Raw genomic sequence first — 4,430 nt, forward strand, 5'->3', positions numbered from 1 at the left:
GACCTATAGGGTAACGGATGGTGCCGGGAACAGCAAGGATGTCACCCAAAGCATCACCATAAACGATACCACGGCCCCAACGGCCAGTAATCCCGCAGCGATCAGTGCCCAGTGCAGCGCCCCGGCATCAGATATCACCGTAGTGACCGATGCGTCGGACAACTGTACCGCAAATCCAACAGTCACTTTTGTCAGTGATGTGAGTGATGGCAATAGCAATCCCGAAGTAATCACAAGGACTTATAGGATAACCGATGGGGCAGGGAACAGTAAGGATGTTACCCAAACCATCACCATAAACGATACCACGGCCCCAACGGCCAGTAATCCTGCAGCCATTAGTGCTCAGTGTAGCGCTCCGGCATCAGACATCAGCGTAGTAACCGATGCGTCGGACAACTGTACCGCAAATCCAACAGTCACTTTTGTCAGTGATGTGAGTGATGGCAATAGCAATCCCGAAGTAATCACAAGGACTTATAGGATAACCGATGGGGCAGGGAACAGTAAGGATGTTACCCAAACCATCACCATAAACGATACCACGGCCCCAACGGCCAGTAATCCTGCAGCCATTAGTGCTCAGTGTAGCGCTCCGGCATCAGACATCAGCGTAGTAACCGATGCAGCGGACAACTGTACCGCGAACCCAACAGTCACTTTTGTAAGTGATGTGAGTGATGGCAATAGCAACCCCGAAGTAATCACAAGGACTTATAGGGTAACCGATGGTGCCGGAAACAGCAAAGATGTCACCCAGACCATCACCATAAACGATACCACCGCTCCTACGGCCAGTAATCCGGCATCTATCAGTGCGCAGTGTAGCGCCCCGGCATCAGATATCACCGTAGTGACCGATGCAGCGGACAATTGTACCGCGAACCCAACAGTCACTTTTGTCAGTGATGTCAGTGATGGCAACAGCAATCCTGAAACCATTACCCGGACCTATAGGGTAACCGATGGAGCCGGAAACAGCACCGATGTTACCCAGACGATCACCGTAGACGATACTACGGCCCCAACGGCCAGTAATCCAGCAGCTATAACTGCCCAGTGTAGCGCCCCGGCATTAGACATTACCATGGTGACCGATGCAGCGGACAATTGTACCGCGAACCCAACAGTAACCTTTGTTAGCGATGTGAGTGATGGCAACAGCAACCCCGAGATAATCACAAGGACTTACAGGATAACTGATGGTGCAGGGAACAGCACCGATGTCACCCAAACCATCACGGTAGAGGATACGACAGCCCCAACGGCCAGTAATCCGGCAGCCATAACCGCCCAGTGTAGTGCTCCGGCATCGGACATCACCGTAGTGACCGACGAGGCCGATAATTGTATCGCGAACCCAACAGTCACTTTTGTCAGTGATGTGAGCGATGGCAACAGCAATCCTGAAGTAATCACAAGAACCTACAGGATAACCGATGAAGCTGGGAACAGCACCGATGTCACCCAGACCATCACGGTAGAGGATACTACGGCCCCAACGGCCAGCAATCCTGCTGCCATCAGTGCTCAGTGTGTCCCTGCTGCAGATATTGCGGTGGTCACTGACGAAGCGGATAACTGTACCGTAACTCCGACGGTTACCCATGTGGAAGACGACACCAGCAACCCGGGAACAGTCATCCGGACCTATAGGGTAACTGATGAGGCCGGGAACAGTACCGATGTTACCCAGACCATCACGGTAGACGACACCATCGCTCCTACGGCCAGTAATCCGGCAGCCATAACTGCCCAGTGCAACGCCCCGGCATCGGATATCAGCGTAGTGACCGATGCAGCGGACAATTGTACTGCAAATCCAACAGTCACTTTTGTCAGTGATGTCAGTGATGGGAAAAGCAATCCTGAAACCATTACCCGGACCTATAGGGTAACGGATGGAGCCGGGAACAGCACCGATGTTACCCAGACTATTACGGTAGACGACACCATCGCTCCTACGGCGAGCAACCCGGTAGCCATAACTGCCCAGTGCAGTGCTCCGGCATCAGATATCACCGTAGTGACGGATGCGGCGGATAACTGTGGCACACCAACTGTGACCTTTGTAAGCGATGTCAGTGATGGCAACAGCAACCCAGAAACCATTACCCGCACTTATAGGGTAACCGATGGGGCAGGGAACGGCACCGATGTTACCCAGACCATCACCGTAGAAGATACCACCGCTCCAACGGCCAGTAATCCCGCAGCGATCAGTGTCCAGTGCAGCGCCCCGGCATCGGATATCAGCGTAGTGACCGATGAGGCTGATAATTGTACCGCGAACCCAACTGTCACTTTTGTCAGCGATGTGAGTGATGGTAATAGCAACCCGGAAAACATCACCCGGACCTATAGGGTAACTGACGGAGCCGGGAACAGCACCGATGTTACCCAAACTATTACGATAAACGATACCACGGCCCCAACGGCCAGTAATCCGGCAGCGGTAAGCGTACAATGTGCATCCAATGTCCCTGCTGTGGACATTACCGTAGTGACCGATGAGGCGGATAACTGTACGGTGACTCCAACGGTTACCCATGTGGGAGACGACACCAGCAACCCGGGAACCATAATCCGGACCTATAGGGTAACTGACGAAGCCGGGAACAGCACCGAAGTCACCCAGACCATCACCGTAGAGGATACTACAGCCCCTACGGCTAGCAATCCTGTAGCCATCAGCGTACAATGTAGCGCTCCGGCATCAGATATCACCGTAGTGACTGATGCATCGGATAACTGTACCGCAAACCCAACAGTCACTTTTGTCAGCGATGTGAGTGATGGCAATAGCAACCCCGAAGTAATCACAAGGACTTACAGGATAACCGATGGGGCCGGGAACAGCACCGATGTCACCCAGACCATCACGGTAGAAGATACCACGGCTCCTACGGCCAGTAACCCGGCAGCAATCAGTGCTCAGTGTAGCGCCCCGGCATCGGACATTACCGTGGTGACCGATGAGGCGGACAACTGTACAGCGAACCCAACAGTTACTTTTGTAAGTGATGTCAGTGATGGCAACAGCAACCCTGAAGTAATTACAAGGACTTACAGGATAACCGATGAAGCCGGGAACAGCACCGATGTTACTCAAACCATCACGGTAGACGATACCACCGCTCCAACGGCCAGCAATCCGACAGCGGTAAGTGTACAATGTGCATCCAATGTCCCTGCTGTGGACATTACCGTGGTGACCGATGCGGCGGACAACTGTACAACGATTCCAACGGTTACCCATGTGGGAGACGACACCAGCAACCCGGGAATCATCACCCGAACCTACAGAGTAACGGATGCGGCAGGGAACAGCACCGATGTTACTCAGACCATCACGATAAACGATACCACTGCTCCAACAGCCAGCAATCCGGCGGCGGTGAGTGTACAATGTTTCTCCAATGTCCCTGCTGAAGACATAAAGGTAGTGACCGATGAGGCGGACAACTGTACAGCGAACCCAACAGTTACTTTTGTAAGTGATGTCAGTGATGGCAACAGCAATCCTGAAGTAATTACAAGGACTTACAGGATAACCGATGGAGCTGGGAACAGTACCGATGTCACTCAAACCATCACCGTAGAGGATACCACGGCCCCAACGGCCAGTAACCCAACAACAGTGAGCGTACAATGTTCCTCCGATGTCCCTACTGCGGATATTGCGGTAGTGACGGACGAAGCAGACAACTGTGGCACACCAACAGTCACCTTTGTAAGTGATGTGAGCGATGGCAATAGCAATCCTGAAGTAATTACAAGGACCTATAGGATAACCGATGGGGCGGGCAACAGCACCGATGTGACCCAGACCATCACTGTAGAGGATACTACCGCTCCGACGGCCAGTAGTCCGATGCCTATAAGTGTAGAGTGTTCGTCCATTCCTGTCCCGGACATCGCTGTAGTGACCGACGAGGCTGATAACTGCGGCATACCCACAGTTACCTTTGTCAGTGATGTGAGCGATGGCAATAGCAGTCCTGAAACCATTACCCGGACCTATAGGGTGACAGATTTAGCCGGCAACAATACCGATGTTACCCAGACGATTACGGTGACCGGGGTAGATACAATAGCGCCTACGGCAAGTAATCCGATACCCATAAGTGTAGAGTGTTCGACTATTCCTGTGCCGGACATCACTGTGGTTACAGATGAGGCTGATAATTGTGGAATACCAACAGTGACCTTTGTAAGTGATGTCAGCGATGGCAACAGCAATCCTGAAGTAATTACAAGGACTTACAGGATAACCGATGGAGCCGGCAACAGTACCGATGTTACCCAGACCATCACCATAGGTGATACTACGTCCCCAACGGCCAGTAACCCGGCAGCGGTGAATGTACAATGTGCATCCAATGTCCCTGCCGTTGACATTTCGGTGGTAACCGATGCGGCGGATAACT

Annotated in this window: 1 protein-coding gene; it reads left to right on the top strand. The window is 52.5% G+C overall.

What is annotated here, in order from left to right; genetic code table 11:
• A partial coding sequence (locus GTQ38_RS20780; protein WP_161437513.1) for a beta strand repeat-containing protein occupies positions 1–4,430 on the top strand: 4,430 nt, incomplete at both ends.

Source organism: Poritiphilus flavus, from assembly GCF_009901585.1.
GTDB classification, from domain to species: Bacteria; Bacteroidota; Bacteroidia; order Flavobacteriales; family Flavobacteriaceae; genus Poritiphilus; species Poritiphilus flavus.